This window comes from Chryseobacterium sp. FH1, assembly GCF_000735135.1.
Classification (GTDB): domain Bacteria; phylum Bacteroidota; class Bacteroidia; order Flavobacteriales; family Weeksellaceae; genus Epilithonimonas.
This window is the reverse complement of record NZ_JPLZ01000006.1, coordinates 1,573,421-1,592,511: the sequence shown is the minus strand read 5'-3', so window position 1 is coordinate 1,592,511 and position 19,091 is coordinate 1,573,421. Positions and strand designations below refer to the sequence as shown.

20 protein-coding genes and 1 pseudogene are annotated in these 19,091 nt (G+C 33.9%); 11 read left to right on the top strand and 10 right to left on the bottom strand.

The window, feature by feature from the left end; all coding sequences use genetic code 11:
- Positions 1-28: 28 nt before the first annotated feature.
- A complete protein-coding gene (locus IO90_RS14175) occupies positions 29-1,402 on the bottom strand; it encodes a DUF5723 family protein (RefSeq protein ID WP_131450898.1) in 1,374 nt (457 codons plus the stop codon).
- A gap of 225 nt (positions 1,403-1,627) precedes the next feature.
- Between IO90_RS14175 and IO90_RS14170 the strand changes: the two genes are divergently transcribed.
- Both IO90_RS14170 and IO90_RS14165 read left to right on the top strand, forming a co-directional pair.
- Entirely contained in the window at positions 1,628-2,248 is a 621-nt protein-coding gene (locus IO90_RS14170) for a hypothetical protein (protein ID WP_034967880.1), read from the top strand.
- A 15-nt stretch (positions 2,249-2,263) separates the two neighbouring features.
- Complete coding sequence (locus IO90_RS14165; RefSeq protein ID WP_034969267.1) at positions 2,264-2,851, top strand: hypothetical protein; 588 nt, start codon at positions 2,264-2,266, stop codon at positions 2,849-2,851.
- A gap of 71 nt (positions 2,852-2,922) precedes the next feature.
- Here the strand turns inward: IO90_RS14165 and IO90_RS14160 are convergent, their stop codons facing one another.
- The 7 genes and pseudogenes from IO90_RS14160 to IO90_RS14130 form a co-directional block, all read right to left on the bottom strand.
- A complete protein-coding gene (locus IO90_RS14160; RefSeq protein ID WP_051878718.1) occupies positions 2,923-5,835 on the bottom strand; it encodes a M16 family metallopeptidase in 2,913 nt (970 codons plus the stop codon).
- A gap of 629 nt (positions 5,836-6,464) precedes the next feature.
- Positions 6,465-7,007, bottom strand: coding sequence for an isochorismatase family protein (locus tag IO90_RS14155; RefSeq protein WP_034969260.1), 543 nt, complete (start codon positions 7,005-7,007; stop codon positions 6,465-6,467).
- Between the two features lie 321 nt (positions 7,008-7,328).
- Positions 7,329-7,595 carry a helix-turn-helix domain-containing protein gene (locus IO90_RS14150; protein ID WP_034967878.1) on the bottom strand — a complete coding sequence of 89 codons (267 nt, stop codon included), beginning with the start codon at positions 7,593-7,595 and terminating at the stop codon, positions 7,329-7,331.
- Between the two features lie 815 nt (positions 7,596-8,410).
- Positions 8,411-8,611, bottom strand: a complete 201-nt coding sequence (locus tag IO90_RS14145; RefSeq protein WP_034967875.1) for a hypothetical protein — start codon at positions 8,609-8,611, stop codon at positions 8,411-8,413.
- A 765-nt stretch (positions 8,612-9,376) separates the two neighbouring features.
- Positions 9,377-10,315 carry a hypothetical protein gene (locus IO90_RS14135; RefSeq protein ID WP_034967870.1) on the bottom strand — a complete coding sequence of 313 codons (939 nt, stop codon included), beginning with the start codon at positions 10,313-10,315 and terminating at the stop codon, positions 9,377-9,379.
- Position 10,316: 1 nt separating this feature from the next.
- Positions 10,317-10,415: a lipoprotein gene (locus tag IO90_RS19265; protein WP_410492590.1), complete on the bottom strand. Its 99-nt coding sequence runs from the start codon at positions 10,413-10,415 to the stop codon at positions 10,317-10,319.
- A 145-nt stretch (positions 10,416-10,560) separates the two neighbouring features.
- Positions 10,561-10,776 (bottom strand): annotated as a pseudogene (locus tag IO90_RS14130) (IS3 family transposase); the annotation flags it as partial.
- A 23-nt stretch (positions 10,777-10,799) separates the two neighbouring features.
- Here IO90_RS14130 and IO90_RS14125 point away from each other — a divergent pair.
- From IO90_RS14125 to IO90_RS14115, 3 genes are read left to right on the top strand one after another with little or no spacing between them, the layout of a single operon-like run.
- Positions 10,800-11,015, top strand: a complete 216-nt coding sequence (locus tag IO90_RS14125) for a hypothetical protein (RefSeq protein WP_034967865.1) — start codon at positions 10,800-10,802, stop codon at positions 11,013-11,015.
- A gap of 2 nt (positions 11,016-11,017) precedes the next feature.
- On the top strand, positions 11,018-11,794 hold the full coding sequence (locus IO90_RS14120; RefSeq protein WP_131450896.1) for a hypothetical protein: 777 nt from the start codon (positions 11,018-11,020) through the stop codon (positions 11,792-11,794).
- A 9-nt stretch (positions 11,795-11,803) separates the two neighbouring features.
- Positions 11,804-12,007, top strand: a complete 204-nt coding sequence (locus tag IO90_RS14115; RefSeq protein ID WP_034967861.1) for a hypothetical protein — start codon at positions 11,804-11,806, stop codon at positions 12,005-12,007.
- Positions 12,008-12,271: 264 nt separating this feature from the next.
- Here IO90_RS14115 and IO90_RS14110 read toward each other — a convergent pair whose 3' ends face one another.
- Positions 12,272-13,366 carry a transposase gene (locus IO90_RS14110; RefSeq protein WP_034967858.1) on the bottom strand — a complete coding sequence of 365 codons (1,095 nt, stop codon included), beginning with the start codon at positions 13,364-13,366 and terminating at the stop codon, positions 12,272-12,274.
- A 1-nt stretch (position 13,367) separates the two neighbouring features.
- On the bottom strand, positions 13,368-14,183 hold the full coding sequence (locus IO90_RS14105) for an RNA polymerase sigma factor (RefSeq protein WP_034967856.1): 816 nt from the start codon (positions 14,181-14,183) through the stop codon (positions 13,368-13,370).
- A 384-nt stretch (positions 14,184-14,567) separates the two neighbouring features.
- Between IO90_RS14105 and IO90_RS14100 the strand changes: the two genes are divergently transcribed.
- The 6 genes from IO90_RS14100 to IO90_RS14080 all read left to right on the top strand — a co-directional run bounded on the left by IO90_RS14100 (position 14,568) and on the right by IO90_RS14080 (position 19,080).
- Positions 14,568-14,849 carry a helix-turn-helix domain-containing protein gene (locus IO90_RS14100; RefSeq protein ID WP_034967853.1) on the top strand — a complete coding sequence of 94 codons (282 nt, stop codon included), beginning with the start codon at positions 14,568-14,570 and terminating at the stop codon, positions 14,847-14,849.
- Between the two features lie 285 nt (positions 14,850-15,134).
- On the top strand, positions 15,135-15,347 hold the full coding sequence (locus IO90_RS18795) for a hypothetical protein (RefSeq protein ID WP_051878712.1): 213 nt from the start codon (positions 15,135-15,137) through the stop codon (positions 15,345-15,347).
- Positions 15,348-15,353: 6 nt separating this feature from the next.
- Complete coding sequence (locus IO90_RS14095; protein ID WP_051878710.1) at positions 15,354-15,935, top strand: hypothetical protein; 582 nt, start codon at positions 15,354-15,356, stop codon at positions 15,933-15,935.
- A gap of 184 nt (positions 15,936-16,119) precedes the next feature.
- Positions 16,120-16,716 carry a hypothetical protein gene (locus IO90_RS14090; protein ID WP_034967851.1) on the top strand — a complete coding sequence of 199 codons (597 nt, stop codon included), beginning with the start codon at positions 16,120-16,122 and terminating at the stop codon, positions 16,714-16,716.
- Positions 16,713-17,789, top strand: coding sequence for a DGQHR domain-containing protein (locus IO90_RS14085; RefSeq protein WP_034967849.1), 1,077 nt, complete (start codon positions 16,713-16,715; stop codon positions 17,787-17,789). Before IO90_RS14090 ends, IO90_RS14085 begins: the two co-directional genes overlap by 4 nt.
- 142 nt (positions 17,790-17,931) lie before the next feature.
- Positions 17,932-19,080 carry a DUF3800 domain-containing protein gene (locus IO90_RS14080; RefSeq protein ID WP_034969256.1) on the top strand — a complete coding sequence of 383 codons (1,149 nt, stop codon included), beginning with the start codon at positions 17,932-17,934 and terminating at the stop codon, positions 19,078-19,080.
- Positions 19,081-19,091: the final 11 nt, after the last annotated feature.

The following is a 19,091-nucleotide window of genomic DNA, read 5'->3' as shown; positions in this document are numbered from 1 at the left end:
AGAATTAATTTGTCTAATTTGAAATTCACTATTCACAATCACACTTTTGTCTTCGATGGCGTTTCATCGGGTTATCCCAAAATGGATAAAACTTGATGGCCAAATAAAAATTGGCGTTGTGAAGTTTTTTGTGTTTGAAGAGAAGCGGAAAGGCATTTTCGCTACCGAAAATCAACGGGCCAAGTCTGAGATAACCGCCAAATTGCAAACTTTTATATTCCGACAAAGTTGTTGACACACCATAACCAAAAGCTTCTTTTTGAATGGAATAATTGGCATTAAGAACATTATTCCGCTTCACAGAATTCTCAAAAACCGGAACACGCTGAACCCAATTGAAGTTGATAAAATGATGTTCCTTGACTCTTTGGGTATAGTTAACATTGATACTCGTAGGCAAACCCATCTTGAAACCATTACCTACAAACGATCTATTCTCATCACCATAAGCTTCCTGGCTTAATAATTTTAAATACTGTTCTGGACTTTCAAACGGCTCGTCCTCAAGATTGGGATTATTCTGAAGCCAGACCGTGTTGCCATTGACGAATTGGTGATTGTTCCCATTTTTGAAATTAATGTAACCCAAATCCATAATATTAAATGAGAATTTGGAATTATACTCATCTTCGCGTGGATCTTTGTCCACCATTGTGAGTCCGAGATCCAAACCTAGACCAGATCCATTTTGTTTGTATTCGTAGCTTTTGCTTTCCGAATTGTAGTTGGTGATATAACTTGCCGAAACATTGTAATTTGAAGCGTAGATATTCAGAAGGTCGGGATTTTCGTCTATGCCTGGTTCGCTTGCCGTGAAATCAATTGATTGATGACTCACAATGTTTGTTGCATCCAAACCAATTTCATATTTCAGATTCAATCCTAAGATCCATTGTTTCTCAGAATAAGGAAAAATTCTTGTAGAAGCGTTGAAACCGATTTCATTCCAATTCATAGCCTGCATAGAAAAAGGTCGCAACATGTAATCTTGCGGTTGCGGAGTCATTTCGTTGCTGAAGCGAAGATAATTATCAACATCTAAAGCAGAAGCTTGACTTCTCACTCGAGTGAACAATCCAAAAACAAATTTTTTCTCCCTGATATTTGCAGTCATAGAAAACGATGGCCCTAAAACGTCTGAATCAAACAAAAGATTTGCTTTGTCCTTATTAAAAAAATCAAAAATACCTGCTGTATTTTCGCCCGTAACATTTTGTTTTGGATTAGAGACATAAATTGGCGTTTTGGATAACCCCAAAAGACTTCGTTGAGAAATGTAAGCATAATCATTCTGCAAAAAAGCGTCTGCAGAAATCAAATTCACATCCCAAGGATTTGGATTGAGAAAAGCTTGCGTTGGAGATAATACTGCTGAGTTGACTCCGCTGTAATTGTCATTCAAAAATGTAAAATTGTTTTGTGCTGTAATTTTGAGAAAACAGAAAATTATAAAACAAAAGTTGAAGAATTTATTCATCCAGTAGCAAAGTCACTTTAAAACAAAAATCTTGCTAAAATAGTATTTTAAGTATTAAATAATTTTATATAGTTTACGTAGAATGAGTTTCAATTTTATTCCAAAACCTCATCTAATTTTCTTAGTTTTATAGGAATCATTTTTCTCCTTATGAGTAAAGCCACATTTACAACTCAAGATTTCAAAATCAAGGAAATAAGTAATTTGAAAAAAATGAGAGCAATTTCGATTGGATTTCTGTTGCTAGTAAATTTTTCAATTGTTGGTTTTTTCGTTTATGGTTTCTATGACGTTTATAGGTCGAGGAATCTCACGGGAAATTTCATTACCTATATTTTCCCGACTGTGGCTTCCCTTCAACTGGTTTTGGCGTTTGCATTTGGTCCATTAATCTTAATAATTTCCAAGAGATTCTCGAGTGTTTTAACAGAACTTGAAGATTTGAATGACGAATTTACTATTCATTACCAGCGATATACACACTTTACTTATAAATTTTTATCTGTCGTTCCTATGTATTTGATTTCGCAGAAAGGCTTATTTATTTTCAGGAATTTCAAAACAGAATTGCTTCCGCCCAACTCTATTAAATATGTTAAAATCAAGAATGTTAATACGGGCCGTTTTAGAAGATCTTTTATTGACATCTATCAAAACGATAGTTCAAAATCCAGAATTACCTACTACACAACATACCCGAGAGAAGCCGAATTTTTCCACGACAACATTCATTTGATCAATGATAATGTGCGGGTTGAAAATCAATTTTAATTAAAATAATTGGACGTGAAAAATTTTATTGTTTACTTATTTTCGATTTTCGTGATGAGTTGTGATTCCAAAGAGCCACAAAATATAATCATTTCAAAAGTCCGTTACAAACCGAATTCAAAAATTATTGATACGCTTTGGGTTTCTCAGAATGATTCCACAGTCTTCAAGCAAGAGGAAATTTTGACCCGCAGACCGCACAACACACCAGAATTTACTACAAGATACGAACTGAAAAATCCCAAAAATGGTGTTTACTATTTCATTCATAATAACATTGGACAATTGATTCTGGAAGGCCGATATGACTCAGAATATATGTATGAAGAACAACTCAACAAAGAGGGAAATTTCTACAATTCGAAAACATACAGATACAAAAAGAATGGCAAGTTGGAAACGATTCACTTTATGGAAGATGGCAGAAATCTGAAAACCGAACATTACGACAACAAAAAAAGGCTGACCAAAATAAGATACATCGATAAAAAATCAGAAAGCACCACCAAAGTTGAAATTTATGATGATGGGATTTTGGATGAGACCAGAGTTTATACAAGTTTTGATAATTATTATACGGTGAAAGGTGCAACGTCGCCTTGATATTTTCAGTTTTAAAACAAAAAAAGTGAAGCACTTCTGCTCCACTTTTATATTGATGAGATAGGTTAAGATTAATATCCAAAAATCTCTTCCAAACTTACTTCTGTGAAAGTTCCCATCTTGTTGATGGATGCCATATCCAGGTTTTCTTTTTTCCCGATGATAGCGGTGTTGTAAGACAACGGCTTGATTTCGGTATTGTAGAAAGAGGTCAGCTCTGGCAAAGTCAATTTCTGAATCTCAGCATAAACATCTTTTCTTATGTCATAATCCACGCCCAATTTTTTCAATGAAAGCTGGTTGTAGAAAATCGTCGTTCTGTTGATTCTGTTGGATGCAATTTGTTTAAGTGCAGAACCTTTTGCATTTTCGAACTGAGCTGGGATCTGTGGTAATTCTGCCATCAAATCGCTCATTGCAGAAACAGCTGCTGGCAATTTATTAGCTTGCGTTCCAATGTAGTTGGTCACGTAGTTTGGTTTGTTTTTCTCGGTCGCATTTGCGTAAGAAACGTAAGCCGAATAAGCCAAAGACTTGCTCTCTCTGATTTCTTGGAAAACGATGGAAGACAATCCACGTCCGAAATATTCATTGAAAACACTTGCTTTCCCGAAGTTGCTCAAGTTCACATCACCAGCTTTCGCCACTTTGGACATTTCCATCTGCACCATATCATAACTGGTGAAATACACTTTACCTTCTGTTGCCAATTCTTTGTAATCCTTAGCTTTTGCAGGCTGAAGTTTTGTATTTTCCACAAATGGCTTCACTGCTTTTTCCAAACCTTTTTGATTTTCTCCGTATAGGAAAACTTCGTAAGGATATTGGTTCAAAGTTTTGATTTTAGACATCAACTCATTCACGTTGATGCTTTCCAAACGTTGTTTTGAGATCACATCTGTCAATCTGGATTCTTTCCCGTACTTCGCGTAGTTGGTAAGCGCGCCCATAATTCTGGTCTTGTCTTTCTTCGCTACTTCTCTGGATTCCAAGATGGTTTTTACTGTTTGGTCGTAGATAGATTGATCCGCTTTCACATTGTTGATCCAGTGGTTCATCAGTTCTACGCCTTTTTGCATATTGCTTTCAAGTCCGCTTAGGGCAATGATCATTTGGTCATTCGAAGTTCTGAATTGGTTGGTGATTCCCAATTTGTAGAACTCTTCTTTCAATTGTTCCGGCGTATATTTGTCCGTTCCAAGATATTGAAGAACTGTTACACCCAGAGCCAATTCTTTGTCGTTATCTGTCCCGAAAGGAAACACATAATTTACCTGAGCCACTTCGTTGTATTTGTTTTTAACGAAGCTTACTTTTTTGTCTTTGATTGTAGAAGTGGCGATCGCTGTTTTAAAATCTATGAACTGAGGCTTGATGTCAGAAGATTTTGTATTGATGATCTCTTTCAGGAACGGCGATTGAGCATCTCTGTTCAATTTGATTGGCGTGATGCCAGGATTCTGAACACGAACTAATTTATCATTCACGCCTTTTTCTTTGTAAACAACTACATAATTGTCTTTGAAGAATTCGTTTGCAAATTTCACCACATCGGCTTTCGTGATGGCTTCATATTGATTGATCTCGTCCAATTCCTGCTCCCACGTTCTGTTCTTGATGTAAGTGGAATAAAGCGTTGTCGCCAATCCGTCAGCCGTTTCGAAACCTTTCATTCTCTGAACTTTCATATCGTTGACTATGGCGTTCAGCATCCAGTCTGGGAATTGTCCTTTTTTCACCAATTCGATTTGGTCTAATAACAATTTCTTCGCATCATCAAAACTTTGTCCGTCTTTTGGAACCACGCTCAATACAAATGCTCCGTAAGTTTTGTAAGCCGACTCGTAAGCGCCTGCACCAAGTGTTTTTTGCTTTTGATTGATATTAAGATCGATAAGACCTGCATCCCCATTGTTGCTCAAGATTTCTGCTACAATATCCGCCAATCTGGATTCCTGAGTTCCATAAGAATCAGTTCTCCAAGCCATTGTCATTCTTGGTGTCGATGGACTTTTCACTGTTCTGGAAACCACTTTTGTCATTGGTTCTTCAGAAACCATTTTCTTCATCGGTAATTCTTTATATTTGAAAGTTCCGAAATACTGATCTACCACTTTGATGGTCTTATCAAAATCCAAATCTCCAACCAATACCACTGCCATATTGTTCGGCACATAGTACGTGTCAAAATATTTGTGGATCGCTACCATAGACGGGCTTTTCAAATGTTCTGAAGTTCCAATGGTCGTTTGCTGACCGTTTGGATGTTTCGGAAAAAGGGCTTCCATCATGGCGTAGTTTACCAATCTTCCGTCGTTATCTTGCGCACGGTTGAATTCTTCATAAACAGCCTCCAACTCTGTGTGGAACAATCTCAGAACCAATTCTGAGAAACGCTCCTTCTCCACTTTCAGCCATTTTTCCAATTCGTTGGAAGGAATGTTGTTTTTGTAAACCGTCTCGTCCAGCCAAGTGTGGGCGTTGGTTCCTGTAGCTCCAAGGGAAGAGATCGCCTTGTCGTATTCGTTGGCAATCGTGTATTGTGATGCTTCCAGAGAAACCTCATCGATCTTCTTGTAAAGTGCTTTTTTCTTTTCCGGATCTTTCTCCGCTTTGTGCTGCTCGTACAAATCCGAGATCTGTGCCAGCATTGCTTTTTCCTTTGCCCAATCCTGAGTTCCCAATTTGGAAGTCCCTTTGAATACCATATGTTCCAAGTAATGCGCCAAACCTGTATTATCGCTTGGATCGTTGTTGGAACCAGTTCTTACAGGGATGTAAGTTTGGATTCTCGGTGCGTCATCATTCTTAGCAAGATAGACCTTTAGCCCATTTTTCAGGGTGTAAACTCTAACGCCGGATTGGTCGTTTTTTACGGTTTCGTACGTATAACCTTGGTTGTCGGTTTGGGTTTTTGTTTCAAATTTCTGTGCCATTGCATTCATCATAAATAAAAGTGAAATTGAAATTAGAATTTTCTTCATATATATTTATTTTTTTATTTTTTCTGAGGCGTAATTTACGCAACATTTTATTAGTTGCCAATTGTTGGGGTTTGTTACTATTAACAGGTTACCTGTGCGATGCTTTTTGTATATTTTTTTTAACTATAGAATTTATGCGATTTCTGCATTCAAAATATTTCCAATTTCTCGCCTTGTCCTGAAGGATGATGCTCAGAAAAAAAGCTATTCAACTTAAGCATTTCGCCTGATGATAGAGTTGTTGACTTGGTTAAAATATACTACCTCACATTACCAATATCCTACAACTTTATATTAAGTTTACAACGCCGATTAGAGCTTATCGAACTTCAAGATATATGTTTACGGAACAGAAACTTCAAGAATTTTTGAAAGATAGTGAATTACTCCATACCGCCACGTGAATGGCTTTCTAGCTAGTTTCTAAAATAAGACTGACTGGGATACAATTGATCAAAAACTAAAGGCAAAAGGTATTAAGATCATTAATCCTAATGGCTTGCTATATAGATCAGGTCAACAGCTTACGACTAAATTACGGATTACCTTCAAATGAAAATTCGGAAGAAACGATTAAAGCCATATCAGGAATTATTGTAAGATCATTTCTTAATTTATAAAGATTCATATTATTTAATAAAGTTTTTAAGAATCTCTCTGAACTGATGATGATCAGCCCTATCTAACCATTCAAAAGCGAGCATCTCTTTGGTGATGATTTCCGCACCGTTTTGTCTCATTCTTTCAATAGCCGTTTTTTTGTCATCATCGTTTCTAGATCCAATGCCTGACTCTATTACAAATACACTGTATTGATGGTGGAGTAAATCCAAAACAGTTTGCATCACACAAACGTGAGCCTCTGTTCCCACTACAATGATTTGATCTTTTTCTGCATCAAATTTCTTAAGCAAACCTCCATCTGTGACTCCGGAAAAGTGAACTTTAGAAATGATGTTATTTTCGGGAAACCTCCTTCGCAAATCATTTGGCATAAGTCCTATTTTTTCAGAACAATGCTCAGTTGCAAATATTGGAACACCCATTAGTAATGCTAAATCTACTGCCCAAAGAACTGTGTCTAAAACTTTTTTATTTTCATTGATCGCTGGTTGCAGTTTTTCCTGTATGTCTATCACAACAAGAGACGAATTATTAAATTTTATCTTCATGTCTTCAAATTTTCTTAAATCTATGGATAAAATGTATAACAACATTGAAAGCCTAGAATCTTCTCAAATCATTTATTCAAAAATATCCTTTTTTCAGTTATTACTACTAAACTTGATTTTCTTTTAAGACAACTTCTTCTTCAACAAATGGTAATTTACAGAAATCAAAAGATAGTACTTCAAGAAACCTTTTTTTTATGCGAAGTTAGCTTCGGTTTGTTGACCTAGGCGAAAATAAAAGCAGATATTGTCGATATTTGAAATATGGTTTTAGAGTGTTGCTTTGGCTTTTAATGTCTCTGTCCACTATGAACTCAGACATTACATGATGAGCTGATGGACATCGGAAAGCTTGTAGTATAGCTTGCCACTGATGGTGTAGTATGGTAGCTTTTTATCCGTACGGTAACGCTGCAATGATCTTGAACTGATCTTTAGGAGTTGCAATACGTCCTGATTGTCAAGCAGCACTTCACCATCGATCTCAATAAATCTGGATTGGCTGGATGAAACTTGCTCTTTGAGGATGTCGAATCGTTCCATGATTCTTTCCATCCAGGCTATAAATTCTGTTCGTTCGATATTCATAACGGCGATTTTTTGATGTTAATAATGATTTGAACAGTTGATCAACTTTTACTGTGGTAAAGTTGAAGAATGGACATCACATAAAATCACTACCTTTTCGTAGTAACGAAAAGATTTTTTTATTCGACTTTTCGATAGGGGGCTATAAAGGTCCCTTCCAATTTGACTAAGTACGGCGAATGGAAGTATCGGAAATTAGAATTTGTGCATTGTCATATGTAAGAACTTCCAAAGGTTGTAGAATTCTAGATGTTGGGTAGGTTTTGACGAATTTTTTGGATATTTCAAATCAACCAATGTCATTTTTACCCAAATAAAAACATTATCGTTTTCGCCTATCTGAGAATCGTGATTTTTTTTATCTGACTAAAGAACATTCATCAACTTATTAACGGATGAGTAGCTGGTTACAGAGTGACCTGAAACATATCATTTTGACCTTCTTGAGGAGAGAAAATTATCAAGATAGGACATCTATGAAAAATTTAGAAACTGACAAACTCAGGAAAAAAATTAGACTTTACCATTAGATATGTATAACACCTCATCGCCCAATATCCCAATTTTATATTTTGTGTCTTTGCATACGACTGTAATTCGAATATACAAAATCGGGCTTATGTATCAACACTGAGGCGGATTTTCGAGAGACTGGATCTCATATTGTTTCATATCTTTCATAATTATCCCAGTCACATTCTCGTAAGTTATTTTTTCGTTATTCATAGTTTCTTTTTTTTGTGCACATGATTTTGTGAGTAATAACATCGATAATACACTTATTGTATACTTCATAATTATTCTGATTTTATGTCTTAAAAAAGTGGGATTTCATCTCCTGCGATTACCAAAGGAGGAATTAACTCTACTCGGTACGGTATAAACTGGTTATCTGCTGTTTTTCCATTGGATAATTCCAAATCAAAAACTTTGACTTCATCAACTTTACCCATCATACTCACAAAAATAGTCCCAATCAATCCCATAAAGATGAAATCATCCCGATACACCGGCATTTTTAGTGTGCCACTTTTTACGGCTGCTTCATAGGCAGACAGTCCTTTTCTGTCCTCTACTTTTTTTTTTTTCCGGGGAGGGTTTTATTCATTAATTCATCTACCGACTTGGCTGCAAAGGTTGCCGCAGAATAGCTATAAGTACGCTCGTAGTATAATGTTCCTTTAATAGCTCCTTCTACTTCTACGCCAAGTTCTGTATCTGCCCATTCTGCCCCTGTAAAGTCTTGCAAAAAAAACCGGGGTACATCTGTTCAGTTTGCTCCACATGGTTTTATTTGCAAAGTCTCCTTTTAGCATCAAGTTCTTGTTTTTATCCAAAGGTTACCTTGCTGTGGTTTAGGTGCCTGCTGATACCATAAAAGAAATCAAATTTTCCGGTGAGCAAATCCTTTTTCAAGTCGATATGAGCGTAGCTGTATTCCTACAAAGGTTTCTATTATTAAAACTATTTTATTTCTTTTTTTGCTGTTCATTACTCTTCACGAGATAGTATATTGAAGTTGGAACCACTATTAGTAGAGAAATCCCTAATGAAATAAATTCCATAATTTGATCGTACCATCTATATGAAAAATTAATCTGTACAAAAATAAAACGAAAGATAAAAAGGAGATTGAGTGCCACTATAAAATACCAGAACCACCTTTCCGAATTATTTTCATTGCCAGTGTAACTCTCACTCTCTGTTAAAATTCTGAAATAAAATACTACAATGGCTATCTGAATCAATAAAACCAATACTATCATATCACCATTTTTTTATTACTTCCACATCATAAAACCTTGGGTTGCCAAATCTCTACCTTCGGGGAGGTATAAGGTGATACCCGGTTGGTAAACACCACCTTTACCATAATTTAGTAATAATGCACCTCCTCCTTTTAACTTTGGGTGTTGGTTATCAGTAATTAATCGAAGTAATTTACCATTTCCCATATATTCTAAAACAAAATTATCTAATTGTTGTATATTATAGTCTCTTTTTAAGTCGACATTATACTCTTCAACTAATTCGTCAAGATATTGTTTATCAACAAATGAGGAAGACATAATTCTCATGTCAGATAAATAACTTAACTTCAACCATGCATCTACATCATTTTTCTCAAAAATCTTACCACACATTTGATAAAATTCTATAGCTTTTTTTCTTACTAAATCTTGATCTAATTTTCTTAGATCTTTTCCTTTTGTCCAGCCTTCAAATTTATAAGGTACTTCTGCATTGAAGGTAAAACTAAATTCGTAATACTCTTTTCCTGCGGCTTCTTTAGGGCTTACTTGTGTAACTATTACACGCTCATCGGCAAATTGCTTTTTAGATTTGTTATCCATAACCACAATATCAATATCTACTTTTGCTTTATCTGATAATTCAGTTGCTGGAAGCTCATTTTCCAATCCTAAATCTTCATTTATTAAATTACCTACAGGATACATTTTTACCATTACAGTTTGTTGTCCTGATTTTAAGATGTTTCCAATTTCTATGGGTGTTATGACATTACTTAATTCATAATCATCATATAGATTTATATTGTTGACATATGTTCTTATTAAACAATTCTGCTTATTAATCCTAAAATAATAAATCGGTTCATTATTGTAATGATTAATTTGTAAATTTATTTTTTCAGCATAGTTATCAGCAGTAATATTTTTACTTTCTTCATGGACGTAACCGTTGATATTATAGGTCATTTTAGAAGTTTGAATTTTGTTGTTTGATCCTGTTTTTTTTGTCTTGGCTACAGCCTGTTATAGTCAAGAAAAGCGATAAGATAAAAATTAGTTTTCTCATTGGGTCGGGTTTTTAAATAATGGCATCGGTGGGCATGTAATAACCTGCTCTTTTACTAATATAAATTTTTTAGATGTTTTTATCCTAGACATAACAAAAAAATACAACAACAAACTGGATATGCAAACAAAAATTCCAGTATAAGTTAAGCTACATTTTGATAAATTTTGTTTTGATTGTTAAATTCTTCTATTGTTTGGTAATTTAGAGTACTTTGCCGTCTTTTTTTGTTGTACCAGATTTCAATATATTCAAAAATTTCCAGCTCCATTTTTTCTTTTGTAATGAGTTTGTTTCCATAAATGAGCTCCGTTTTTAATGATTTGAAAAAACTTTCGGCCACTGCATTATCCCAACAATTCCATAATATAAAAACTAAAAATTATGCTTACAAAAAAACTAAGAGAACTGAAGCAACAACTTTCAAAAATTGAATCTTTGAACAGAGATCAAAAAGAATTGCTATATGAATTAAATTTTTTTGACACAAATGATGGAATAAAAAAAATTGTTAATCAAGAATATAGCATTAGAAAAGTAGTAATGGAATCGTTTGCAGCTGCTCCATCAATTTGTCAACTTTGTGGAAAAAAATTGTAAAGATGGAAAAAGGTTGTTATATCGTTTCTGCTAATACAAATACTCCACATGATATAGTTTTTTCAATTAAACCTGACATTGAGCAAGTAACAGAAAATCAACAAAAACTGCATATTGATATTGAGAAAACATTAGTTGTTGTTAGAAAATTATTTGAAAACTCCCAAATTGAACTTCAACATTATTTTAACCAACTATTATCTCTAGCACAAGCTGGATTAGTTCCTGATAATGCACAGCCAACAATATCTTTCAATGCATTAGCACAATTAAAACTTGAAATAATTGATAAAAAATCAGGTGAAATTAAAAATAGCTACTTTAAAAAATTAGGATTTAAAGCAATTAATTTAGGTATTTTACCTCTTATTGTAGCATTAGGTTTTAAGAGTTACTATCATTTCCAGACTGATGATGAATTATTAGAGAGTTTAAATACATTCACTAATTTTTTATTAGTTTGGTCTTCTTGCTTATTTGGGATTTGGTTGTCATTCGGAACTAGAAAAACCATTTTATCATTTGAGGAATTGACAACTATTGAACAAGATCGTCTAGAACCTTATTTAAAGTTAATATTTATTAGTTCAATTGCATTAGTATTTTCTCTTCTGTTTTATAAAAAGGTTATAATACTTCAATTTGGATCCATATCTACAACCGAAATTGAATCTGACCCTTTTGTTTCAATTATTTTTGGAATTTTTCTAGGATTAGCAGAGAATTTTATTGGAAGTAAACTAACTAAGAAAGTATCAGCACTATTTGAATCAATTTAAATAATTATCATGTTAACAGAAAAATTACAAAACCTTAAGAATGAATTAGAAGCAAAACTTTTTCTATCAGATGATGATAGAAAAACCTTGTCAATATTAAGATTGCTCGATAGCGACGAAAATTTAAAGCGAAATTTAATTTCTGGAGATATTCTAACAAAATCTTTTGCGGTAGCACCTTTATATTGTCCAAACTGTGGTAAGAAAAATTAGTATTACAGCTAATGCGGTTGTCCGTTGGACAACTCCGAAATTTCAATACTAAGATTATAATAAAAACCTCTCTTTGATTGCTTTCAAAGAGAAGTTTTTAATTTAATTTTAGAATTTTTTAAAATTAAATTAGTTGATTTCAATAAGGTTCAAGTTTTTATTTTAAAAAAAAAGAACCCACGCCGTTGTATATACTTCTAAAGTATTTAGTGAGTGTTCAAGACCTCACCCTGCGGGTTTACAAGCACCCTCGTTATTTTTTAGCTATCCAATGATCAATTCAATTCCAGCTTTTTCAGCTTTGTATTTTATTTTGGTCTGCAACTCGTAATAACTCCAATTACGAAGCACGAATTCCCGTTCTTTTGCAATGCCAATTTTGTCATCCTGATTTTTTAGAACAAGTGTACCTGCCTGTTGCTTGATACAGAAATCTATAAGTTTTCGGCTATACAGGTGAAGCCGATTGCTTACGTATCTGCTTTCCAGCTTATCTGTTTTATACAGTGCCTTGTGTTTGCGCTTAGCTCCTTTTCCGGAACGAGCGTAGGCAATACTTTCTTGAATCCTTTTTTGACCTGCCTGAATTGCAAGCCTGCGATACAAAAACTCTTCTTTTGAACCAATGTCGATTCGTGCATTGTTGGCTTTTGCTACTATAGGATGTTCAAGAGACAGGGAAGCTTCTGCAATGATTTCAGGTTTTAAAAAATATTCTTCCTTTTCAAATTCAAAAACTGCAAGCCAGAAGATTTTCCTGTCTTTCAGTTGGATCTGCGAGGTGCAAAGCTTTATCTCTTCTTTTAGCAGACGTTCCATTATCACTCGCTTATCAGTATAGTCTTTTCCTAAGAATGTTTTGATAGGAATTGCAAACATATTGAAACAAAACGCTTTAGTTTCTTCGTCATATCTCATTTTACTAATGCATTTAACCGGAAGTGGAATCGGAATGTCTTTCTTAAAATTTCTCAATGATTTTGTTCCCTGCCAGTAGTCTGCTTTGTTTTTAGAGAAAGTTGATTGAATTGTATTGTTCAAACTTCCCAGAATATCGGTCGGGATTTCTCCTTTGAAATGGTCAAATACCATTCGTGCTGTAGTGCCAGTTTTTGAACGGTTAAACATTCCCATGTGATCTTTTTTTTCATCGGCCAACTTATATTGGATTTCTTCGGTGAGGTAAAAGAAATCTTTGATCATTTCCTGAACATACAAATGGGAAGCAATCAAATTGGCTGCACGGAAACAGCGGTTCTGATACCGATAAAGTTTTTCCCACATTTCATTTTTTTGATCCGATGGAACATCGATCAACAACTGAATTTTTCGGGTAAGTGTTATTGTGGATTTTTCCATATCAAGTAGTTATTTCAGACTTGTTTCGGTTCTGTAAATATTGATAGGCATAAAGAAACTCCTGATGGACTTTTTCTTCGGAAAGTTTGAGTTCTCGTGCAATCACTGCAAATGAAGATTTCTGTTCAAATCTTCTTTTTATGATTTCAATTTGTTGACTGCTGAGTTCATCTTGGTGAACCTTGTCTTTCTGAGATTCAATCGCTAGCTCTTCATTAGAATTTGCTCTCAAGATTTTTCTTAGATCATCTATTGCCCTAGTTACCTCATTGCTAATATCTTTTACACTGCTTCCCATTGCTTCTGCAATAGGTTTGTACCGAAATCCATATTGAAGGCAAAGTTCAATCAGGTGTTTTCTTTTGGGGTTTATCACCTTTAAGACCTTATTGATTTCATCAAAATTTTTCTGATCGGATTCCTGGCAAAGAAGATGTTCTTTGTCTTGCATAGGATCATATCCGATAAGATAATCCTGATAGTTCTCAAAACTTTCAAGAGAAGCAGTTAAGCGTGCGAATTTATTTTTCGGAGTATTGTAATAGGTTATACAGTCCCTTTTCAGAACGAACCGTAAAAAGCCAAGAATATGATTTGGCGTTTCAATGGAATCACGTTGTAGCCAGAGTTTAAGAAATGTATCCTGAACTAAAGTTTCTACAACAAAATCATCATCAAGCATTTGTTTTCCGATCCAGAAAAGAAGTCTTTTATAACGTTTATGAATATGTTCCAGAGCGGCGGGATTTCCTTTTTTCAGCAGTTCATATAACTGATGATCGTTGAGCTTTCGGAGCAGAGTGTTTGTTCTTTTCATAAGCGGTATTTTTCAGCTTAATGATTGCTAAAAGAAACTGCTTAGATTTCAGTATGAATTGTCTTTACCATTTATGCACTATCTCGCTTCATTTTACAAAAAAAAAATAAATGGCGTGAAACTCAACATATCCGAACTGGGGCACTGGTATACCTTATATGCAGATAAGTGAGCTCACGCCTAGGTCGTGAGCTACTTTACTTATCCTCTCGCATATTAAAAATTACCAGTTTTCAGTTCGAGATTCTAAGCAATAGCTTCTATATTTCTTTGAAGTATCGCAAAGTTACATTTCAATAACTTATTTTACAAATATAAAAATTTTTTCTAAAATATGTACTATAGTACATAATATTTTTTGATGTTTTTCATTCACTTTGGTTTATGAATGAATCATTAGAAGAAATAGAAAGATATGTTATAAAACGTGTTAAAGAAATACGAGAATCAAAGAGTGTCACCCAAGAGGAGCTCTCACTTTCTATTGGGAAGAATATTGGATTTATTTCACAGATAGAAGCTCCATCTAAAAAAGCAAAATATAATTTAATCCATCTAAATCTAATTGCAATAACATTAGGATGCTCCATTAAAGATTTTCTTCCTGATGAACCCTTCCGAGATAAGAAATACGATATTAAAGAAATTAAAAGTAAAAAATCCTGATGAGAGTTGGGATTTTTGTTTTAAAATAAGTTTGTGTCGTTAAAGAAATTATATTAATGGTGAAATACGTTTAGAAATTTTAAAGTATTTGCAATCCCTTTTTTAAACATACGGCATTAAAAAGTAAAAAATTCGTCAATCCAATGAAAGATTCTACTGAAATAAAACTGTATGAAACTAATAATCAATTCATCAAAATAAAATCTTATCTTAGTATCATAAATGGCTTTGCGAATATCATATAGTATCGGTTGACGCAATGTGTAAAAACAAATGTTATATGCAATGCTAAAAACGACCATACAAACATTTAACGACCTTGACAAATGGTTGTCCGACAACTTCTATTTTGAAGACGGACACGTATTAGCAATTAAGGAAAAACCACTTGAAATTATTGTTGGTTATAATGTGAAAGCGAACTATAAGGCAAATTCTGAAAGACACATTTTATCTTTCAAAGTCATTCCTAATAAAATTTATGAATGGACTTTTTAAAAAGATGTGGTAAATGTCGGTGACGACAATTACATTGAATGTATTGAAGCAAGTAAAGTTGAAAATGGTATTTGCTTAGATTTCTCAACTCCTGCGACTTTTAAACTTGTAGCGGACAGTTTTGAAATTGAAGAACAAGAATTAATAAAAACGACTTTTAAGCCTTGGGCAAGCGAGACAGAAATGTATTTGACAACAGATCTTTCAGAAATTCCAAGACCTGAATTTTGGAAAGAGAAATTAAGTAAGTTCGGACACGAAATTTTGTTTCGTTATTACGCAGGTGCCGAAAGACTACCAGAACAAGTTCCGTATCCAGACTATCAAGGTTATTACATACAACTTGCTGACAGAATTAACACAACACAAGAAGGCATATTTCTTAAGTATTTAAAAATAGAAAACGGAAAACTGAGTTTGAGTTTGAGTTTTGAAAACAAGGACGAAGAGTTGAAATATGTTTGGAACGACTTAACAACAGTTCTTTCCGACTTTCCAAATGCTAAAATCAATAGCGGAAACTGTGAATTTATAGGCGAAAAATGGAAACGATATTTAATAGACAAATTATTACCAACAACCGAATGACAACAAGCACAGCATATAACAAGGGTTTTGCAGTAGTGGGGCTAAACTGCAAAGTTCAATTTTTGTGCTTCGTTTCAACTTTTGTGCAAAATTGAAGATTTGTGCTTCGATTGCCCCACCATCTCAAAGCCCCAAACCGTTAGCTGCAAGTTTAGACAGACCGACATTAACGACAACATAAAATATGAAAAAACTTTTAATACTAATCAAAGACCCATTCAAAGTCATAAAGGAGAGCAAAAGCGACTTCTTCATTTGGTTTTTATTCACAATTGTGACAGGGCAGTTTGGAATTCTGGCAAACTTTATAGTCCGACACTATACAAGCGAAACAATCCTTTCAAATTCAATTTATATTGAATCAATGAATGGTAGTTTCTACACATTTGCAATTGCCTTAATTGCTTCTCTTCTTGGCCCGATATTCCTGAATTTTATCAAGTCTGATAGAATTCAATTCAGAACTTTAAAAACCTTTACAATAATTATTGCGATTTTCTACCTTTTCATAACGGGGATTATTTACGCATCAATACAATCCAAAATTATTGGCAGTTCAACCTTAGGTAATCTAAGAATAGATTTTACTCAAACTATTATTTACATTTTTGCAATAATTTTTGCGTCATATGGATATTGCATACTTAGACTTGAGTCAAGCAATTTGAACTTCAACAACATCAATGACCCTCTCTTTAATGAGCAAAATGACGAACACGTTGAAGAAATTTTAGTGGCTGAACCTTTGTTGAATCAAGACCCAAATGGCATTCAATTATGAAGAAAATTAAATACTTAAAAATAGAACAACCAATTGGGACTTTCTACCTTACCTCAATTGATGCATCTGTATTAGCAAAAGTTGCTACTGTTGAACGCAGACACGAAAATCCAGATGCTGTTCAACGAGAACAATCGACAACAAGAATCAAAGACATCGCAAAATATTGTGGTGATTCTGATGCAACATTTCCTACACCAATAATTATTGCAGTCAAAGAAGATGCAGATGTGAGAATTGACGAAGATTATATTTTATTTAACGAAGACGAAGTTTTAGGTGAAGTTATTGACGGACAGCATAGACTTGAAGGATTAAAGGCTTCCAACTATTTAAGCAAGTTCCAAATGCCAGTAGTTCTAATGTTTGACCTTTTCCCTTCACAAAAAGCATATGTATTCTCAATAATTAATAGTAAACAAACAAGGGTAAATATGTCCTTGATATATGACCTTTTCGCACTATCCGATAAGAGAAGTCCTTACAAAAGTTGTCACGAAATGGCAAGAGCACTAAATATTGAAAAGGGATCTCCATTTTCAAACAGACTTAAAATGCTTGGAAAAAAAGAAGAAAATCAAGATTTTGCTTCATTATCACAAGGGACATTTATTAAGTATCTATTAGAGTTAATTACTAAAAATCCTGACGATGATACTCGTAGAATTAAAAATGGAGAGAGCATCGAACCAAACGAGAAATTGGTATTCAGACAATATTTCATTGATAATCAAGATGCGGTTATGTTCAAAATAATTTTGAATTTGTTTAATGGCGTCCGAGATGCTTTTGAAACCGAATGGGATAATCCTAAAGATTACATTATTTCAAAGCCAATTGGATTCGGGTCTGTAATAAAGGCCTATCCGACAATTCATAGAATTGGAGTGAGTCAAAATAAATTGACGAGAGACTTTTTCAAAGACACATTTGTAAATTTTAAAAACTACCTTGAATTAAAGGATATTAAGTTGACTTCAGAGTATTTTGGCTCTAACGAACAAGCAAGGACGAAGTTGTCTAATTTAATTATTGAATCAATAAAACCAGCAGCTAACAGCGGTTTGGCGTAATGGCGGGTGTAGTGCTTCGTATGACAGTTTTGTGTTAGGTTCAAGTGCAGTTCTTCGACAGAACTTTTGTGCTAAAATCCGCCACTACACCAAGGCGCAAAACGTTAGCAAAAATTTTAAAAAACAAAAAACTAAAACCAAGATGACACAACAAATAACAGCTTTTGCAGACGAATTTGGCAACAACTCTTTTAACTTCCAAACACAAGGAAGCCATTTTATCGTTGCTACTGTTATTACAAAAACTGACAACATAGAAAATCTCAAAAATCAAGTCAAAGATTTAAGACAAAAACATAAATTTCAGACCGGCGAATTAAAATCAAGTAAAGTCGCAAAAGACTATTTAAGACGAAAAAGAATTCTAGAAGACATTGCAAAACTTGACATATCTATTTACGCAGTTATAATTGATAAGCAAAAATTGACCGGAGAAGGATTTAACTTTAAAAAGTCATTTTACAAATTCACCAATAATTTACTGTATAAGGAATTATTTAGAACTTTTCCAACACTTGACTTATATGTTGATGAACACGGCGGAAATGAGTTTTTAAAAGAATTTAAAAAATATGTAGAAAGAAATCACTCTCGAAATCTATTTTCAGGTGCAGATTTCAATATACAAGACAGCAAACAAAATGAATTAATTCAACTAGCTGATTTTGTTGCAGGTTCATTAGGTTATATATTTGATGAACTTAAAAAATCAGAACACAGCAACGAATTTCAAAATATACTCACACCTAAAATTAGTAGCTTAACTCATTTTCCTCCTATAAATTGGACATATGAAGAGTTTCATAAAAGTAACATAGATGAAAGTTTTGACTCAAGAATAGCAGAAGTTTGTATTACACGTATTCAAGATTTTTTAGACAAAGAAACTGGTAGCGATCAACAGAAAATTGACCAAATTAATTTCTTGAAATTATTACTTTGGCTACAAAGAGCCTATCCTAAAAATCGATATACAACAACAGCAGAAATTCTAGGACATTTAAACCAGAACAGACCTACGAGAATTCAAGACGAATATTTCAGAAGCAAAGTTGTAGGAAGTTTAAGAGACAAAGGGATTTTAATCGCTTCAGGAAGACAAGGTTATAAAATACCAACTACAGCAAAGGACTTAGATAATTTTGTCAATCACGGCAAACGAATTATTTTACCAATGTTAAACCGTATCAACGAAGCTAGACAAGCTATTAAATTGGCAACAATGAACGATCTTGACTTACTTGAACATCCTGAATATGACGAATTGAAACACTTAATTGACAATAAATAAAAACTGGTGAT